The organism is Mesorhizobium sp. P2_F5 (assembly GCF_056403715.1).
On sequence record NZ_JBFUEY010000011.1, the window covers coordinates 93,936 to 111,590 of the forward strand.

Annotated in this window: 13 protein-coding genes; 3 read left to right on the top strand and 10 right to left on the bottom strand. The window is 64.3% G+C overall.

The annotated features are described in order from the left end of the window. The first annotated feature begins 8 nt into the window (after window positions 1–8). Window positions 9–2,819 carry an aminomethyl-transferring glycine dehydrogenase gene (gene gcvP, locus AC1DYO_RS17495; protein ID WP_477265282.1) on the top strand — a complete coding sequence of 937 codons (2,811 nt, stop codon included), beginning with the start codon at window positions 9–11 and terminating at the stop codon, window positions 2,817–2,819. 12 nt (window positions 2,820–2,831) lie between these two features. On the opposite strand, the gene AC1DYO_RS17500 is transcribed toward gcvP, so the two are convergent. From AC1DYO_RS17500 to cpaB, 9 genes are all read right to left on the bottom strand, one after another. Next, window positions 2,832–4,001, bottom strand: a complete 1,170-nt coding sequence (locus AC1DYO_RS17500; RefSeq protein WP_477265284.1) for a GGDEF domain-containing protein — start codon at window positions 3,999–4,001, stop codon at window positions 2,832–2,834. Between the two features lie 161 nt (window positions 4,002–4,162). Continuing rightward, window positions 4,163–4,633: a hypothetical protein gene (locus AC1DYO_RS17505; protein WP_477265286.1), complete on the bottom strand. Its 471-nt coding sequence runs from the start codon at window positions 4,631–4,633 to the stop codon at window positions 4,163–4,165. Window positions 4,634–4,806: 173 nt separating this feature from the next. Continuing rightward, window positions 4,807–5,772: a type II secretion system F family protein gene (locus tag AC1DYO_RS17510; protein ID WP_477265288.1), complete on the bottom strand. Its 966-nt coding sequence runs from the start codon at window positions 5,770–5,772 to the stop codon at window positions 4,807–4,809. Window position 5,773: 1 nt separating this feature from the next. Next, window positions 5,774–6,739 (bottom strand): type II secretion system F family protein, encoded by a 966-nt coding sequence (locus AC1DYO_RS17515; protein WP_477265290.1) that lies wholly within the window; start codon window positions 6,737–6,739, stop codon window positions 5,774–5,776. Window positions 6,740–6,743: 4 nt separating this feature from the next. Further along, complete coding sequence (locus AC1DYO_RS17520) at window positions 6,744–8,165, bottom strand: CpaF family protein (RefSeq protein WP_477265292.1); 1,422 nt, start codon at window positions 8,163–8,165, stop codon at window positions 6,744–6,746. Then, entirely contained in the window at window positions 8,162–9,376 is a 1,215-nt protein-coding gene (locus tag AC1DYO_RS17525; RefSeq protein WP_477265294.1) for a CpaE/TadZ family protein, read from the bottom strand. Before AC1DYO_RS17525 ends, AC1DYO_RS17520 begins: the two co-directional genes overlap by 4 nt. Before the next feature lie 45 nt (window positions 9,377–9,421). Further along, on the bottom strand, window positions 9,422–9,688 hold the full coding sequence (locus tag AC1DYO_RS17530) for a hypothetical protein (RefSeq protein WP_477265296.1): 267 nt from the start codon (window positions 9,686–9,688) through the stop codon (window positions 9,422–9,424). Window positions 9,689–9,692: 4 nt separating this feature from the next. Then, window positions 9,693–11,138 (bottom strand): type II and III secretion system protein family protein, encoded by a 1,446-nt coding sequence (locus AC1DYO_RS17535; RefSeq protein ID WP_477265298.1) that lies wholly within the window; start codon window positions 11,136–11,138, stop codon window positions 9,693–9,695. Between the two features lie 33 nt (window positions 11,139–11,171). Further along, window positions 11,172–12,098 carry a Flp pilus assembly protein CpaB gene (cpaB, locus tag AC1DYO_RS17540; protein WP_477265300.1) on the bottom strand — a complete coding sequence of 309 codons (927 nt, stop codon included), beginning with the start codon at window positions 12,096–12,098 and terminating at the stop codon, window positions 11,172–11,174. A gap of 237 nt (window positions 12,099–12,335) precedes the next feature. Here cpaB and parE point away from each other — a divergent pair, with 237 nt between their 5' ends. Together parE and AC1DYO_RS17550 are read left to right on the top strand one after the other, a co-directional pair. After that, complete coding sequence (gene parE / locus AC1DYO_RS17545; RefSeq protein ID WP_477265302.1) at window positions 12,336–14,393, top strand: DNA topoisomerase IV subunit B; 2,058 nt, start codon at window positions 12,336–12,338, stop codon at window positions 14,391–14,393. Between the two features lie 44 nt (window positions 14,394–14,437). Continuing rightward, entirely contained in the window at window positions 14,438–16,507 is a 2,070-nt protein-coding gene (locus tag AC1DYO_RS17550; RefSeq protein WP_477265304.1) for an FUSC family protein, read from the top strand. A gap of 4 nt (window positions 16,508–16,511) precedes the next feature. On the opposite strand, the gene AC1DYO_RS17555 is transcribed toward AC1DYO_RS17550, so the two are convergent. Then, on the bottom strand, window positions 16,512–17,633 hold the full coding sequence (locus tag AC1DYO_RS17555) for a DUF2336 domain-containing protein (protein WP_477265306.1): 1,122 nt from the start codon (window positions 17,631–17,633) through the stop codon (window positions 16,512–16,514). Window positions 17,634–17,655: the final 22 nt, after the last annotated feature.

Sequence of the window (17,655 nt, forward strand, 5' to 3'; positions counted from 1 at the left end):
CTATTGCAATGAGCGCAGCACTTACCCCCTTCTCGGCCCGCCATATCGGCCCGGGCGTCAATGATGTCAGAGCCATGCTTGCCGTGATCGGCGTTCCCTCCGTCGAAACGCTGATCAGCCAGGCCGTGCCGCAGTCGATCCGCCTCGACCTGCCGCTGACCCTGCCCGCGGCGGCGAGCGAAGCGGAAGCCTTGGCCGAATTGTCGGCGACCATGGCAAAAAACACAGTGCTGAAGAGCTTCATCGGCGCCGGCTATCACGGTGTCCACGTGCCGCCGGTCATCCAGCGCAACCTGTTCGAGAACCCGGCCTGGTACACCGCCTATACGCCCTACCAGGCCGAGATCAGCCAGGGCCGGCTGGAAATGCTGTTCAACTTCCAAACGCTGGTCACCGAATTGACCGGCCTGCCGGTGGCATCGGCCTCGCTGCTCGATGAAGCGACGGCGGTGGCCGAAGCGGTTGGCATCGCGCTGCGCCATCACCGCGACAAGCGCACCAAGGTGGCGCTGGCCGGCACGCCGCATCCGCAGACGCTGGACGTGGTGCGCACCCGCGCCGAGCCGCTCGGCATCGAGATCGACGGCGAGACGATCGACGACAACACCGCTGCCCTGCTGGTCTCCTGGCCGGACACGTTTGGCGTCTATGGCGACCACAAGGCGGCGATCGACAAGGCCCGCGCCACCGGCGCGGTCGTCGTCTTCATCGCCGATCCGCTTGCCCTCACGCTGACCGAGGCGCCCGCCAGGCTTGGCGCCGATATCGCCGTCGGCCCGATGCAGCGCTTTGGCGTGCCGATGGGCTTTGGCGGCCCGCATGCCGCCTATTGCGCCGTTTCCGACAAATTGACCCGGCTGATGCCCGGCCGGCTGGTCGGCCAGTCGACCGACAGCAAGGGCCGCCCGGGCTATCGTCTCGCCCTGCAGACGCGCGAACAGCATATCCGCCGCGACAAGGCGACCTCCAACATCTGCACTGCCCAGGCGCTGCTTGCCAACATGGCAACGGCTTATGCGATCTGGCATGGTCCTACCGGGCTGCAGGCGATCGCAGCACGTATCCATGAACTCGCCAATCGCCTCGCGGCAGGCCTGAAGGCTTCAGGCGTTTCCGTGCTCGGCTCAAGCCGCTTCGACACGGTGACGGCCGAGGTCAAGGGCAAGGCAGCTTCGATCGCCGCTGCCGCTGAAAAGGGTGGCCGGTTGCTGCGCGTCATCGATACCGACCGCGTCAGCATCGCCTTCGACGAAACCTCGACGGAAGCTGACCTTGAGGCGATCGCCGAGCTGTTCGGCGCCAAGCCGGGCGCTGCCGAAGCCGGCTCGATGCCCGGCAAGCCGCGCGGCAGGGAATTTTTGACCCAGCCGGTTTTCCGCGACAACCACTCCGAAACCGACATGATGCGTCTGCTGCGCCGGCTGGCCGACAAGGATTTGGCGCTCGACCGCACCATGATCCCGCTGGGATCCTGCACCATGAAGCTCAACGCCGCGGCGGAAATGATGCCGGTGAGCTGGCCGAGCGTCGCCAACCTGCATCCCTTCGCACCGGCCAGCCATTCGGCCGGCTATCGCGCCATGGTCGGCGAGCTCGAAGGCTGGCTGGGAGAGATCACCGGCTTCGACGCCGTCAGCCTGCAGCCCAATGCCGGCAGCCAGGGCGAATATGCCGGCCTGCTTGCCATCCGCGCCTATCACCGTTCGCGCGGCGAAGCCCATCGTACCATCTGCCTGATCCCGCAGTCCGCGCATGGCACCAATCCGGCGAGTGCGGCCATGGCAGGCATGAGCGTCGTCGTCGTGCGTTGCCTGGAGGACGGCAACATCGACATGGACGATATGCGCGCCAAGGCCAACGAGCATTCGAAGAACCTCGCGGCCCTGATGTTCACCTACCCCTCGACGCATGGCGTCTACGAAGAAGGCGCGCGGCACCTGTGCGCTCTCATCCATGAGCATGGCGGCCAGGTCTATTTCGACGGCGCCAACCTCAACGCGCTGGTCGCGCTGGCGCGGCCCGCCGACATCGGCGCCGATGTCTGCCACATGAACCTGCACAAGACCTTCTGCATCCCGCATGGCGGCGGCGGTCCGGGCGTCGGCCCGATCGGCGTCAGGGCACATCTAAAACCCTATCTGCCGGGTCATGTCACCGAGGGTTCGGCGCATGCCGTGTCGGCCGCACCGTTCGGCAGCGCTTCCATCCTGCCGATCACCTGGATGTATATCCGCATGATGGGCGCCGCCGGCCTGAAGCAGGCGACGGAGACCGCCATCATCTCCGCCAACTATGTGGCGACGCGGCTCGCGCCGCACTTCCCGCTTCTCTACAAGGGCAGGCACGATCGCATCGCGCATGAATGCATCCTCGACACCCGCGTGCTCAAGGAGAGCGCCGGCATCAGCGTCGACGATATCGCCAAGCGGCTGATCGACTACGGCTTCCATGCGCCGACCATGTCGTTCCCGGTCGCCGGTACGCTGATGGTCGAGCCGACAGAATCCGAACCCAAGCGCGAGCTGGACCGGTTCTGCGAGGCGATGATCGCCATCGCCGGCGAGGCGGCGAAAGTGGCGAAGGGCGAATGGCCGCTCGAGGACAACCCGCTGGTCAATGCCCCGCACACGGCCGCCGAAACGCTGGCCGGCCAATGGACCCACCCCTACACGCGGCTGGAAGCGGCCTACCCCGCCGGTGACGTGGATACGGCGGCCAAATACTGGCCGCCGGTATCGCGCATCGACAATGTCGCCGGCGACCGCAACCTGGTCTGCTCCTGCCCGCCGCTGTCGGAATACCTCGGCGCCGCCGAGTAACACCCTGGCCTGTTAGGCAGAACGCAAGGCCGGCCCGTCTGCCTTGCTCATACGGTCGTGGACAAGCACGCGGTTTCGTCCGGCGTGCTTGGCCGCGTAGAGCGCCTTGTCGGCCTCGGCCAGCACCTCGTCGAGGCTGCTGCCACCCTCCTTGCCAAAGCCGATGCCGCCGCTGACGCTGCTGCGCAGCGGACCGCGCGGCGTTGGCACCACTTCCGTGCCGAAGGCGACGCCGATCTTGCTGGCGAGGTCGTAGGCCTTGTCTTCATTCATCCGCGACATGACCAGCGCGAACTCCTCGCCGCCCAGCCGGAAGGCGTCGACGCCGGCCCTGTCATACTTCCTGATGATTGCGGCAAAGCGACAGAGCACCCGGTCGCCGACCGGATGGCCATAGACATCGTTGGTCCGCTTGAAATGATCGAGGTCGAACATGGCGACCGACATGAACGGACCGAAGACGCGCTCGCCATAGAGCGAGTTCAAAGCCCGCCGGTTCATCAGTCCGGTCAGCGGGTCGGTCAAGGTCTCGGCCTTCAGTTCGATCTGCGCCTGCAAATGATGCAGCGACAGCGTCAGCGCGCCGAGCGCCGTCATGCAGGCGACCGCCACGACCGAATTCAGCCGCTCGGCCCAATTGTCGGGTGCGACGCCGAGCACCCACTGACCCTTGACCAGAAGCACAGCGCCGCAGAGGCCGAAGGACAGACCACAGACGCCGCTCAGCGCCGAGACGACCAGGAGAATGCCGCGATCATGACCGCCCTTGATCCAGAACATCACGCCGATCGAGGCGAGCAGCACTGTTACCGTCACATAGGTGAGGATGAAGCCGACACCGTCGAAGCCGAGATAGGTCACCCCGGCGCAGACAACCATCGCAAGCAGGGTCGGCAGGACGGCGCGACTGTAATTTCGCACGTCGAGGTATTGCATGGCTGAAAGCGAAAGGGCCAGGAAACCGAGGCTGAGTAGCGCCAGCGCTGCCTGGCAAAGCCAGGGGTTGGGCTCCCTCGTGTAGCGCCAGAAGACGACGACATGGGCAACGAGCACCAGGATACCGCACGCCACCGTCAACACGAAGCGTGCGCGCGGCGCCGTGAACCAGATCGCAAACATGGTAATGCTCAGGCATGTGCCTGACAGCGCGGCGGCCAGCAGGAGCGAACTGAAATCAAGCATGGGTGAACGACAGCCTTCAGGGATCGTCGGTTGCGCTGCATCATAGGCGAGCGGTCGCTTCGAGATACCGTTTTTGGCCGGGCTTCCAGTGCAACTTTCCGACAGGGTTTACAAACCGTCGATAGATCGCGGCCGATACCGCAAACGACGGTTGCGAAGCCTCACCCCTTGTTGAGCAGCGCCAGGTTGGCGTTGACCACTGTCGGGTCGGCCATGCCGGCCCTTGCTTCCATCAGCAGGGCTCTCGCCTTCTTCTTGTTGCCGCGCAGCAGCTGCGAATAGCCCATATTGTTGACGATCTGCGGCTTGCGCCCGGCAACCTTCAACAGCTGGTCGTAGGCGCGGTCGGCGAAGTCGAAGCGGCCGAGCTCGTCATAGGACGCGGCCAGCCCCATCCATCCCTCGGCACTGTCGGCCTTCAGCTCCACGGCCTTGCGGAAATGCTGTTCAGCCAAGCCGTAATTGGCATCGCGGAATTGCGCCTTGCCTTGCGCCAGGTCGGACGTGCTGACGTCCTTTGCCGCCGGTTGGATCGATGTGGTCTTGGTCTTGTCGACGTTCTCAGTCGTACAGCCGCTGACCATCAAGACGGCCGTTAGCGCGGCCATTGCCGTGAAACTTCTGTGACGCATGCCCCTGGCCCCAATCGCCCGATTTACCGGGTCATTCTCTGGGGATCATTTGTACAGGAGAGCGATTAAGCTTCTGTGCTGAAATGCGCTGAAAATTTGGTTTCCGGCATACCAGCCATTAACCACCAGCGCCCTCCGATGTGCAGGAGCCCGTCTCGAAATATCGAAATATACTACTGCGCGGCAGTCATTTTGACGATGATCGGGATGACGGCGATCATCAGCACCACCGGCAGGATGCACACCACCACCGGCACCGACATCTTGGCTGGCAAGGCATGTGCCTTTTCCTCGGCCAGCGACATGCGCTTGTGGCGCATTTCGTCGGAGAACACGCGCAGCGCCCCGGCGAGGCTGGTGCCGAGTTCCTTCGACTGCTGCAGGAGCGTGGCGAAGGAGCGCACCTCGTCCAGGCTGAGCCGATCGGCGAGCGCCTTCAAGGCATCGTCGAGGCTGCGGCCCGCCCTCAGTTCCAGCGACACCAACTGCAGGTTCTGGCTGAGCGACGGGTAGGTCTTTGCCAGTTCCTTCGAGACGCGCTCGATGCCGGCTTCCATGCTCATGCCGGCATCGGAGCAGACGATCATCAAATCCATGAAGTCGGGAAAGCCGTTGCGGTACTCGCGCATCTTTTCCCGTACCTTCTGGCTGAGCACCAGGCCGGGCACGAAATAGCCGGCGGCGCCCGACAGGATGATGAAGGTCCAGCGGCTGGTCGCGGTGGAATCAGCACTTGCCATCCAGTGGTTGACCAGGAACGCGCCGATCGCCGTGCCCACGAGGCAGGCGAAGCGGATCAGAAAGAACGTGCCGACGGCGCGTGGCTCCATGTAGCCCGCCTGGATCAGCTTCATGCGCAGCCGGGCGACATTTTCCGGATCGCTCTTGGCATAGAATTCCTGCGCCCGCTTCACCGCCTTCTCGCGCACGACGTTCTGGCTCTTCTTCGGCGCTGGCTCGACCTGTTCGGGAGCCTTCCTGTCGTCGACCTTGAGCCGGCGCTTGAGATCGTTGCGGTCGCCCTTGGCCATCACCAGCGGCCATGCCACCGCGCCCCCGCCCAATGCCAGGAGCATCGCGGCCACCGGCATCAGCGACGTCGGCGCCAGCGAGGCGAGAAACTGGATCACCTGTTCCATCCTAGAACCGGAAATTCGACATCTTGAACATGATGATGTTGCCCAGCATCAGCCATGTCACCGAGCCGCCCAGCAGATACCAGGTCTTGGGCACATCCCAGACGCTTTGATAGAATTGCGGCATCATCACCATGATGGCGGTGAACAGCAGCGCCGGCACCGCCGTCAGGATATAGGCCGACATACGGCCTTCGGTCGAAATGGCGCGCACCTTGCGGCGCAGCTTGCCGCGTTCGCGGATGGTCGTCGACAAGCCGTCGAGGATCTCGCGCAGATTGCCGCCCGAACTCGTCTGGATCGACACCGCGGTGACGAACAGCGGCAGATCCTCCTGGCCGACCCGGTCGAACAGCGAATTCAGTGCCGAGACCAGGTCGGAGCCATAGGTCACCTCGTCGGAGATAACGCCGAACTCGCTGCCGATCGGATCGGGCATCTCGCGCGACACCATGGAGATCGCCACCGGCACCGGATGCCCGGCCTTGAGGCCGCGCGTGATCAGCTCCAGCGCCTCCGGCAGCTGCACGCCGAACCGCTTGACCCGCCGGCTGCGCTTGGTACGCAGCACCAGCACCGGCAGCAGTGGCGCGAGCATCACAAACAGCAAGATGGCGAGCAGCAGCGGCAGGCCGTACCAGAGCGTGGTGAGCATCAGCGCCAGTGCCACGCCCGTCGTGATGGTCAGGAATCTCGGCAACGGCATCACCATGCCCGACTGCGTGCGCAACGCGCGAAAACGGTCGGGCGAGAACAGCGACGTGCCGGCATCCAGGCCGCGCTCCTTGCGCAGCTGGATCAGCACCTGTTCCTGGCTGATCTTGTTTTCCTGCAGCTTCATGCGCCGGTTGATCGCCACGCGCTTGTCGCTGCGGCCGGCATAAAGCAGATAGCAGCCTTCGGCGATCATGATGCCGGTCAGCGCTGCCGCGGCATAAACGACATAGATTGGGCTGAAATTCTCGAACACCAGCCTACTCCTGCGGCCGGCCAGGTTCGAAATATCTGCCGGGGAATTCGATGCCCATATTGCGCAGATCCTCAAGAAAGCGCGGGCGAATGCCGGTCGCCTCGTAATGACCGAGGATGGTGCCATCGGCTTCCATGCCGGTGCGCACGAAGCGGAATATCTCCTGCATCTGGATGACGTCGCCTTCCATGCCGGTCACCTCGGCGACGCTGGTCACCTTGCGCTTGCCGTCGGACAGACGCGTCAACTGGACGATAAGGTCGAGCGCGCTGGCGATCTGGCTGCGGATCGATTGCACCGTCATTGGCATGCCGGTCATGCCCAGCATCTGCTCGAGGCGTGAAATGGCGTCGCGCGGCGTGTTGGCGTGGATGGTCGCCATCGAGCCTTCATGGCCCGTGTTCATCGCCTGCAGCATGTCGAAGGCTTCCTCGCCGCGGCACTCGCCCAGGATGACGCGGTCGGGGCGCATGCGCAGCGCGTTCTTGACCAGGTCGCGCTGTTTCAGCTCGCCATGACCTTCGATGTTGGCGGGGCGCGTTTCCATGCGCGCGACATGTGGCTGCTGCAGCTGCAGTTCGGCCGCGTCCTCGATGGTGATCAGTCGCTCGTCTTCCGGAATGAAGGCCGACAATGCGTTGAGCATCGTCGTCTTGCCGGTGCCAGTGCCGCCGGAGATGATGGTGGTCTTGCGGGCGTGCACGGCGGCGGCCAGCACCTCGGCCATGTTCTGGGTGATGGCGCCGAATTCGACCAGCTTGTGCAGGCCGAGCTTGTTCTTGGAAAACTTGCGGATCGACACCAGCGGCCCGTCGACGCCCACCGGCCGGATGGCGGCGTTGAAGCGTGAGCCGTCGAGCATGCGGGCATCGACCATCGGCTGCGATTCATCGACGCGGCGGCCAACGGCGGCGACGATCTTGTTGATGATGCGCAACAGATGCGCCTCATCCTTGAAAGGAATATGGACCTGCTGCAGCTTGCCGCGTTTTTCGACGAAGCAGTTCTGGTGGCCGTTGATCAGGATGTCGTTGATGTCAGGGTCCTTGAGCAGCGGCTCCAGCGGGCCGAGGCCGACCATCTCATCGACGATGTCGTCGACCAGCGCCTCGAGCTCGACGGTGTTGATCGCCATCCGCTCCTGGCGGGTCTTTTCCGACACGAATTCCTGCACCTGCCGGCGCATTTCTTCCTTGGGCAGGCGCTCCAGCGCGACCAGGTTGATCTCTTCGAGCAGCATACGGTGGATGCGCACGCGGGCGTCGAGCACCTTGTTGGCGCTTTTTCCAGGTGTTGTATCTGGCTTCGGTGGCAAGGCCTTGCGGATCGTCGGAATGACCACGGCGTGGTGCGCAACCGGCGCCGCCTCGGCCGACTTCAGCGGGCGGACGTCACGGTTCTGCAGGGTCGAGAAGCGGCTGGTCATCCGGCTTTCCTCTTCAGGAGGCCCCTGCCGATGCCGAACAGCGAGCGTGATTTCTCCGGCGTCGCCACGGCTTCTTCCGGCAGGATGATCTTCTTCAGATCGTTGACGACATTGGCGTTCGGGTCGATCTCGTGCAGCGGCACGCCGCGGTCGACCGCTTCACGCACAAGCCGGTAATTGTTGGAGATGCCGCCGACGAAATGCTCGCCGAGAATTTCCTGGACATCCGCCTGTTTGATGCCGTTGTCGAACATCTTCTGCTCGAACCGGTTGACGATGACATTCGGCTTCACTTCCTTGCCGGCCGTCTCGTAGACCGCCTGAATCAGCCGCTGTGTGTGGCGCAGGCACGGCACCGTCATTTCGGCGACGATGTAGAGCTTGTTGGAGCCGAGCAGCACCGTCTCCGTCCACGGAAACCAGGTGCGCGGCATGTCGATGACGACATTGTCGAAGTAGGCCGAGACGAGATCGAGCATGCGCACCACGACATCGGTCTTGAACGAGCGCATTTCCGATGGATGCGTGGGGGCGGCCAGCACGCAGAGCCCGCTCGCATGCTTGGACAGCATCACATCCAGCAGCTGCCGGTCGAGGCGCTCGGGCTGGTTCTCGATTTCGGTGATGTCGAAGCGCGGCTCGAGGTCGAGATATTCGGCGCAGGCGCCCTGCTGGAAATTGAGGTCGACGACGCAGGTCGACGCGCCGCGCGTCACCGAATGATGCAGCTGGAAGGCGGTCTGCAGCGCCAGCGTCGTGGTGCCGACGCCGCCGGCGGCCGGCATGAAGGTGTAGATCTGCGACTCGGTGTTTTCCTCGCGTCCCGGCCCTTGCAGGGCGCGGATGACCGAACGCACCAGATCGGCTGTGGTGATCGGCTTGACCAGGAAATCGGCGACCTGGAGCTGCACCAGGATGCGCACCGCTGCGGCGTTGAACTCCTGGGTGACGACGACGACCGGAACGCGGCCTTCGAGCCGGCGCATGATGCGCTGCAGCGACTCGATCTCTTCCAGCTTTGCCGCATCCATGTCGACTATGAGCGCGCCGAAATCGGCTTCCTGGACCTCGCCGCGCAGTTCGGAAATGTTCTTCTCGACGGTCGAAAGCTGGATCACCTCCGAGGCCGCGAAAGCGGTGCGTGTATCCTGCACAAAGGTCCGGTCGCTGGACACCAGCAGGATTTTCTTGATCTTGATGCCGCTTGCCATTTTGTCAGCCTGTCAGGTCATTTCCCGGTCAAATCGCCAGGCAAATCAATCGGTTGTCGCTGTTGGTTGCACGGCCTTGGCGGCAGCCGCCTGATCGGCGGCGTTCACCGCCGCGTCACTGCGCTGCGCCGGCACCAGCAGCCTGGTGTTCTGGACGCCGTACTTCCAGGGATCGACCATCTGCATGGCCGTATTGGCAGCTTGCGCGTTGCCGGCGGCCGTCGTCGGCCCCTCGCTGCGGATATAGTCGTCGCTGGTGCAGCCGCCGGCGAAGCCGGCGAGCAACAGGGCAATGCATGGTCCCATGCGCATGGCTTCAATCCTTCGGCAGATCGAGGAAATGCCCAACCGTGGTGACCGGGGCCGACTGTGCCGTGCTGCCGCTGGCCATTGCCATTGCCCGGTTGGTGTCGGACGTTTTCACTTCTTCCGTGTTGTTGAGGAAATAGTCGACATTGCTGGCCGGCTGCGTGCCGTCGGTCGGCTCGAGCAGCTTCTTCGACGGATCGACCGGCTTGACCAGATAAGGGGTGACGATGATCACCAGGTCGGTCTCGCGCCGCTGATAGGATTTCGAGGAAAACAGCGAACCGAGCACCGGCAGTTTGCCGAGGCCGGGAAGGCGCGAGGTGGTGATGTCGTTCTGCGACTGCAGCAGACCGGCGATCATGAAGCTCTGGCCGTTCTTCAGGTCGACCGATGTCCTGGCGCGGCGCACGATGAAGCCCGGCACCGAGATCGTACCGATATTGTACGAGGCCGACGCATCGATCGAGGACACCTCCGGCGCGATGTCGAGGCTGACCAGCCCGTCCTTCAGTACGGTCGGCGTGAAATCCAGGCTGACGCCGTATTTCTTGTAGCTGACGGAGATCTTGCCATTGTCCTCGGAAACCGGGATCGGGAACTCGCCGCCGGCGAGGAAGCTTGCCGTCTGGCCCGAACGGGCGATCAGGTTCGGCTCGGCCAGCCGCCTGGCAAGGCCACGCTCCTCCAGCGCCTTGATGGCAACGTCGATCGACAGGCCGTTCGACAGCAGCCGGCCGATGATCTCGCCATTGCCGGCCGCCGGCAGCGAGCCAGGCTGGATGGTGACATCGCGCCCGCCAAGGCCGTAAGCGAAATTGGCGCTGTATTTGGCGCCGAGATCCTGTCCGGCCTGCCGGTTGATCTCGACGAAGCGGACGTTGAGCTGAACCTGCTGCGAAGACGAGATGTTGACCGAATTGATCACTTCCTCATTGCCGGAGAAGCGGCTGGCGATCTTGCTCGCCTTCTCGGCGGCGACCGCGTCATCGGCCTCGCCCGACAGCACGACGCGGCCGTTGGCCGAGCCAACCTTGATCTTGGCGTCCGGCACGCTGGCGCGAATGGTGCTGGCCAATTGGTCGGTGTCCAGCGTCACTTCGATGTCGACGGTGCCGACCAGTTGCTTGTTCTCGTCGAACAGCGCGATGCCGGTGGTGCCGAGATTGTTGCCCAGCACATAGAAGGATTTGTCGGTCAGCGGATTGACGTTGGCGATCTCCGGATCGCCGATGACGATCTGGTAGAAGGCGGCATTGGTCATGATCGTCTTCGGCTTGCCCTTGGCAACCTTGATCGACGCATTCTTGGTCGACGACACATAGACGATGTCGTTGTCGGCCCTGGCCGGCGCGCTGAGGCCGAGCATTGCGGCCGCGGCGAGGCAAGCCGTCACCGCGAGCGCCCGCATTGGGCGCAGCCCTTTCGTCATCCGATATGCATGAAGTCCCGACATCTGTCCCGTCCCTCGTCCGGTCCCCACCGGCAGTTATGGCTGGTCCCGCGCAGGAACCTGGTATTCTTCGACCTGCGTGCCGCGCGTCACGATGATCGTCTTGAATTTCGGCTTCTCAGGCTCCTTGGTCGCGGCAGTGAACAGCGCGCCGGCCGCAGCCTGGACGCCGGAGGCGACCGAACCGCCGAAGGATGAGATGGTGGTGACGCCGTCCTTGGCAGTGCCACCATCGGCGGCCGAGCGGAGCGACAGCGACAAGGTGCCGACGGTGCGGGCGAGCGCCACTTTCTGGGCGCCGTCGGTTGTCACCTCGATGGTCACGGAATTGGCGATCTGCGGCGTGGTCTGGCGCTGGTCGGCACCCTGCCCGACGGTCAGCACCTTGGCGTCGGAGACGACGATCTCGGAGGTAACGGTCGAACCGGCCGCGCCTTGCGCGTTCTTGGCCACTTCCTGGATTTCGCCGGCATCGCGTGTCAGCACCACGTCCACCCGGTCGCCCGGCATCACGAAGCCACCGACACCGGCGATCTCGTCGGTGCGGATCGTGACCGCGCGCATGCCGGGCGTCATCATGTTGGACAGCGTCGCGCGGCCATTCGGCCCCGACAGCTTGCTGATCAGCACCGGCTCGTTGATCTCGATCGGTGACAGCACCACGCGGCTGCCGTCGGCTAGCAATGCATTGATGGTGGTGAATGCGCCCTGCGGCACCGAGCCTTCCGACCACGGGATTTCGGTGAGCTGCGCGCGGTCGAGTTCCATGCCGTAACGCAGCGGCGCGTTGGCCACGACGATGGTCTTGAATTCGACCTTGGGGGTCACTGGCGCCGGGATCGATGCCGTCTTTTCCTCGGCATCGGCCTTGGCCTGGCTTTTAACCCAGAAATCCGCGGCAAAGATCGAGATCGCGCCGAAAACGGCGGCGATGCCGATCATCGTTATGGCCTTGCCCCTCACAACTAACCCCTGACACCTAGTGGTCTTTTATTTGTTGAGGCCACGCTAGGCCGCATAGTTAAAGATTCAGGAATCCCGGGCGCTCCGCACGGACCTATTTTCGCCGGCTTGGTTATCGAAAGGTTTTAGGATAAGAAGGGGTTAAATCCCCGAACGTAACAGGAACTTCCGTCGCTTGGCGCTGAAAAGCGTGGCAGTATCGACGGGTGATTCGCGGCACCGGATTCTATGGCAGGCATGGACGACAACAACGATCTTTTCGGCAATCTGGAAAAGCAGCCCCAACCTGCCCGCGCGACCGCGCGACCGGCCGATCCGCTGGTGCAGGCGGCGGCGAAACGCCCTGTTGCCACCAAGGATGGCAGCGAAGGCTATAGCGCCGCCGACATCGAGGTGCTGGAAGGGCTGGAGCCGGTGCGGCGCCGTCCCGGCATGTATATTGGCGGCACCGACGACAAGGCGATGCACCATCTGTTCGCCGAGGTCATCGACAATTCGATGGACGAGGCGGTCGCCGGCCATGCCACCTTCATCGACGTCGAGCTTTCGGCCGACGGGTTTTTGACCGTTACCGACAATGGCCGCGGCATCCCGGTCGATCCGCATCCGAAATTCAAGAAGCCGGCGCTCGAAGTCATCATGACAACGCTGCATTCGGGCGGCAAATTCGACTCCAAGGTATATGAAACGTCAGGCGGCCTGCACGGCGTCGGCGTCTCCGTCGTCAACGCGCTGTCGGACCATCTCGAGGTCGAAGTCGCGCGGGGCCGCCAGCTTTACCGCCAAAGATTCTCTCGTGGCGTACCGGTAAGCGGGCTGGAGCACCTCGGCGAGGTGCACAATCGGCGCGGCACCAGGATCCGTTTCCATCCCGACGAGCAGATTTTCGGCAAGGGCGCCGCCTTCGAGCCGGCGCGGCTCTACCGCATGACGCGCTCGAAAGCCTATCTGTTCGGCGGCGTCGAAATCCGCTGGAGCTGCGATCCGTCGCTGATCAAGGAAAAGGACCAGACGCCGGCCAAGGCGGAGTTCCATTTCCCCGGCGGGCTGAAGGACTACCTCAAGGCATCGCTCGGTGACGACTTCCAGGTGACGCGCGAAATCTTCGCCGGCAAGAGCGAGAAGCAAGGCGGCCACGGCTCGCTCGAATGGGCGGTAACCTGGTTCGGCGGCGACGGCTTCGTCAATTCCTACTGCAACACCATCCCGACCGGCGAAGGCGGCACCCATGAGGCCGGCTTCCGTAACGTACTGACGCGCGGGCTTCGCGCCTATGCCGACCTGGTCGGCAACAAGCGCGCTTCGATCGTCACCTCCGAAGACGTCATGATCTCGGCGGCCGGCATGCTGTCGGTGTTCATCCGCGAGCCGGAATTCGTCGGCCAGACCAAGGACAGGCTGGCGACGATCGAAGCGATCCGCATTGTCGAGACCGCCATCCGCGATCCTTTCGACCATTGGCTGGCCGACAATCCGCAGGAAGCCTCGAAGCTGTTGGAATGGGTAATCGCGCGCGCCGACGAGCGGGTGCGCCGGCGCCAGGAAAAGGAAGTCTCGCGCAAGAGCGCTGTGCGCAAGCTCAGGCTGCCCGGCAAACTCGCCGACTGCACGCAGAATGCCGCCGCGGGTGCGGAACTGTTTATCGTCGAAGGCGACTCGGCCGGCGGCTCGGCCAAGCAGGCGCGCGACCGCGCCAGCCAGGCGGTCCTTCCGCTGCGCGGCAAAATCCTCAACGTCGCCAGCGCCGGCAACGACAAGCTGGCCGCCAACCAGCAGATTTCGGACCTGATCCAGGCCCTCGGCTGCGGCACGCGCTCGAAATATCGTGACGAGGATTTGCGCTACGACCGCGTGATCATCATGACCGACGCCGACGTCGACGGCGCCCACATCGCCTCGCTGCTGATCACCTTCTTCTACCAGGAAATGCCGAACCTGGTGAACGGGGGCCATCTCTATTTGGCGGTGCCGCCGCTCTATTCGATCCGGCAGGGCGGCAAAGTCGCCTATGCCCGCGACGATGCGCACAAGGACGAGCTGTTGCGCACCGAATTCACCGGCCGCGCCAAGGTCGAGATCGGCCGCTTCAAGGGCCTCGGCGAAATGATGGCCGCGCAACTCAAGGAAACGACCATGGACCCGAGGAAGCGCACGCTGCTCAGGGTCGATGTCATCGATGCCGTGGCGGCGACCAAGGATGCGATCGACGCGCTGATGGGCACCAAGCCCGAGGCCCGCTTCCGCTTCATCCAGGAACGCGCCGAATTCGCCGCGACGGAAGTGCTGGATATCTGAGCGTCAGCCGGTCTAGCCTGCGCTTCCGATACGGAGACCAGCTTGTGATCTGGGCGCGGCTGAAGAGCTACTTCGAAACCAGTTTGGCGGGCCTGACGCAGCCGACCCGCTCGGACTGGATTTTTGCCCTGCGCACCGTTTCGGCCGGCCTGATCGCGCTCCTCGTTGCCTACGCGCTGAAACTCGACCACCCGCAATGGGCGATGATGACGGTCTTCATCGTCGCCCAGCCGGTCGCCGGTATGGTGTTGGCGAAAGGTTTTTACCGGCTGCTCGGCACGCTGGCCGGCGGGTTGGCGGCGATCGCCATCACCTCGGTTTTCGGCACCAACCCCTGGCTGCTGGTCACGGCGTTGTCCGTCTGGATCGGCCTATGCACTCTGGTCTCGTCGCTGCTGCGCAACCCGGAAGCCTATGGCGCCGCCCTTGCCGGCTATACCGCGATGATCATCGGGCTGCCGGCTTTCGGCCAACCACATGTGATCGTCGATCTCGCTGTCGCGCGCTGCGCCGAGATCGTGCTCGGCATCGTCTGCGCTGGGTTGACCAGCCGGTTGATCCTGCCCAAGCTGGCGGCCGACGCCATCATCTCCAGGCTGAAGCGCAGCATCCTCGACCTTGCCACTTACGCCGGCGGCGCTTTTTCCGGCGGCGACCCGGCGACGCTGGCCGGCCTGCATCGCAAGCTGATCAGCGACGCCCAGACGCTGGCCGAGATGCGCACCTATGCCCGGCTCGAAGCGCCGAGCTTCGCCACCCGTGCCCATCCGGTCCGCCGCACCATTGGCCAACTCCTGTCGGCGCTGTCGGCGGCACGCGCGCTGCATTCGCACGCCGCGCCGAAAAACGCCGCACTCATTCCGGTGCGCTCCGAACTCCAGTCGCTGGTCAGCGAACTTGCAGCCACGCCCGAGGCGCTGGACGACACCTGGCCCTGGGTGACGCGGCTCGACGCGATCGCCGGCAAGGCCCGGCAAATGCCCGACGCCTCGACCGATCAGGGCGACGACAGGGTCGGCACCATAACGCGCCTCACCATCGCCGCCGATTTCGCTGAAGCCTTCAAGCAGGTGCTGCGCGGTCTCGACGCTTTGCGCGCGCCGGTGACGCGCCCCGGTCAAGGCAACAGGCAGCCGCCGGCGCTGGTGGTGCACCGCGACTACCCCGGCGCGTCGCGCAATGCCATACGCGCCGCCATTGCCACGCTGGCGGTCGCCGCCTTCTGGCTGACGACGAAATGGTCCGATGCGGCCGGCACCGTCATTCTCGTGGCCGTCGTCTCCAGTCTTTTCGCCGCGCGGCCTGACCCGGTGCAGGTGTCCTGGGGCTTCTTCAAGGGAACGCTGCTGGCTTTGCCCTTTGCCTTCCTTGTCGGCCAGGTCGCGCTGCCTGCCCTGCCCGGCTTCGGCTGGTTCACGCTGTTTGTCGTGCCGATCCTCATACCGACGGCGCTGGGCATGGCCAATCCGCGTACTGTCGGTGTGGCGACGGCCTTTGCCATCAACTTCCTCGCCTTCCTCAGCCCGCACCAGGCGATGACCTATGCTCCAGGCCCGTTCTTCGCCGGCTCGGCGTCGGTGCTGGTCGGCATCCTGCTGGCGATCGGCGTCTTCATCGTCGTGCTGCCAGCCGATCCATGGCTCGCCGCCAACCGCATCGTGCGCGTCATGCGCGAGGATCTGGCCCGGCTGTGCCTGCATGAGCGGGTGCCGCGGCGTTCAGCCTTCGAGAGCCTGGCCTATGACCGTATCAACCAGTTGATGCCGCTGTTGCAGAATGCCGGCAAGAAAGGCGACGCCATCCTGGGCGGCGGCGTCGCCGCCGTCACCGTCGGCCTCGAAATCCTGCGGTTGCGCGCCGCGCAGCTGAGCCTGACCATTCCTTCCGCAACCGCGCTTTCGATCGCCAATTTCCTGCGCGGCCTGGCGCGTGAACTGCTCTTTCGCGTACCCGGCGATCCGCAGACGGCGACCGTCGCCGTCGCCCGGCAATACGCAGCCAGCCTCAGCGAACGCAGCGGCAGTGCCGACACGCTGCAGATCGCAGCCTCGCTGCGCATCATCGCCGCCGCGATCGAGGATTTCCCGGATTTTTTCACCAAGGATCGCGACTAGGGTCTCAGGCCGCCGCTATCGCCAGCGCATGTCCACGCGCGTTTTCGCGCAAGGCGTCGAGATGAATCGACTTGACCAAACCAGCGAGATCGCCCTCGGTGGACTGGCCGCCGAGCTCCTTCAGCATCAGCCAGCTGACCTCCTGCACGCCGGCGACGCGCTTGCCATTGGCGACTTCGCGCCAGATCTTGAGTGCGCGCAGGATGACGGCGTGGGTGGGAGCGGCAAGGCCGGCACTGCGAAACAGAGCCTGCAGCGCCACATCGTGGCCGCCGGCGAGCAACGCCCGCACCCGCTGCTCCGACTGCTGGCTGAGCGCGACCAGGGTCGAGCCGAAGAAGTCGACCTTGCCGTGAGCGATGGTGCGAATGATGAAGCTTGCGGTCAGGTCGCCGCGCAGGCGCAAATGTTCGATGAGTGCCGCATGTTCCTCCGTGCGCGTGCCTTCGACCAGCCGCACCGAAGCCTTGACGCAGGCATCGCGCGTGACGCGCTCGGCTCTGGCCGCCCCCATCAGCGCCATCACCAGCGGCGAACCCTTCAGCGTTTCGCCGAGCTTGACAAGCAGCATATGCCGGCAGTCGGCAGGCAGCCGCACGTCGGTAACCATTGCCTCGCGCACATGAGCGAGATGGCCGTGCCGCTCGGCCATGCGGCGAAAGCTGAGCGACGCGATATCGGCGCCGTCATTGGCGAGCAGCGCGGCGCACGCTTCCGGTTCGCCGATCTCGGCAATGGCCGCGGCAACCGCCATCGAGACAACCGGCCGGTCGGCGATCAGTTTTTGCGTCGCCTTGTGACCGGCGGCAACGCGGTCGATCAGGTCGGCATCGGTGAGCAGCGGCGAGCGCGCCAGCACCATGGCGGCCACTTCCGGCTGATCGGAGGCGAGCGCGCTGATGATCTGCAGCGGGGCGTGATGGCTCATCGACAGTGCCTCGGCCAGCGCCAGCCGCACCTTCGACGAGGCGTCGTCGAGCAGCAGCGTCAGCGCGGCCTCGGCGGCGCAGCGGTCCTCGAAAGGCAGATCGGAATTGATGTAGGCGCGGGCCAGGGCGCTCGCCGCCGCGGCACGCTCCGAAACCCTCGCCGTGTATATCCATTTGAGAAAATGCGAGACAACCATACTGCCTGCTTACGCCCCTTGC

What these genes read in the sequence shown, in the direction of transcription:
- gcvP (WP_477265282.1), top strand. Translation starts at nt 9, where the DNA reads ATGAGCGCAGCACTTACCCCCTTCTCGGCCCGCCATATCGGCCCGGGC.
- AC1DYO_RS17500 (WP_477265284.1), bottom strand. Translation starts at nt 4,001, where the DNA reads ATGCTTGATTTCAGTTCGCTCCTGCTGGCCGCCGCGCTGTCAGGCACA.
- AC1DYO_RS17505 (WP_477265286.1), bottom strand. Translation starts at nt 4,633, where the DNA reads ATGCGTCACAGAAGTTTCACGGCAATGGCCGCGCTAACGGCCGTCTTG.
- AC1DYO_RS17510 (WP_477265288.1), bottom strand. Translation starts at nt 5,772, where the DNA reads ATGGAACAGGTGATCCAGTTTCTCGCCTCGCTGGCGCCGACGTCGCTG.
- AC1DYO_RS17520 (WP_477265292.1), bottom strand. Translation starts at nt 8,165, where the DNA reads ATGACCAGCCGCTTCTCGACCCTGCAGAACCGTGACGTCCGCCCGCTG.
- AC1DYO_RS17525 (WP_477265294.1), bottom strand. Translation starts at nt 9,376, where the DNA reads ATGGCAAGCGGCATCAAGATCAAGAAAATCCTGCTGGTGTCCAGCGAC.
- AC1DYO_RS17530 (WP_477265296.1), bottom strand. Translation starts at nt 9,688, where the DNA reads ATGCGCATGGGACCATGCATTGCCCTGTTGCTCGCCGGCTTCGCCGGC.
- AC1DYO_RS17535 (WP_477265298.1), bottom strand. Translation starts at nt 11,138, where the DNA reads ATGTCGGGACTTCATGCATATCGGATGACGAAAGGGCTGCGCCCAATG.
- parE (WP_477265302.1), top strand. Translation starts at nt 12,336, where the DNA reads ATGGACGACAACAACGATCTTTTCGGCAATCTGGAAAAGCAGCCCCAA.
- AC1DYO_RS17555 (WP_477265306.1), bottom strand. Translation starts at nt 17,633, where the DNA reads ATGGTTGTCTCGCATTTTCTCAAATGGATATACACGGCGAGGGTTTCG.